General features: G+C 66.8%; 1 pseudogene. It reads right to left on the bottom strand.

Features of this window, described 5'->3' with window-relative positions:
- Positions 1 to 301, bottom strand: a pseudogene (locus tag MKK63_RS28670) (molybdopterin-dependent oxidoreductase); the annotation flags it as partial.

Raw genomic sequence — 301 nt, 5'->3', positions numbered from 1 at the left:
GCCACTGTCATTCCCTGACACCTCGAATGGAGTGTCGAGCACCGAGTGATGCTTGAGTTGATGGACCCAACAGTACCCGTAATAGACCGGCTCCACGAGGCGCAGCGGGAAGCCGTTGGGCCAGGGCAGGTCCGCCCCGTTCATGCCGCAGGCCAGCGGGACCTGGCCGTCCTTCGCGTGTTCGAGGTTGAGCGCCTTGGCGAAGTCGGGGGTCTCGGGCTTGACCGGCCCGTCGAGGCCGCCGAACCAGACCTACACGGCCCCGGCCTTCACCCCGGCCCTGTCGAGGACGCTCTTGAGC

Origin of the sequence: Methylobacterium sp. J-088 (genome assembly GCF_022829295.1) — a bacterium.
Taxonomy (GTDB): domain Bacteria; phylum Pseudomonadota; class Alphaproteobacteria; order Rhizobiales; family Beijerinckiaceae; genus Methylobacterium.
The sequence above is the reverse complement of the archived record's forward strand: the minus strand, read 5'-3'. Positions and strand labels throughout refer to the sequence as shown.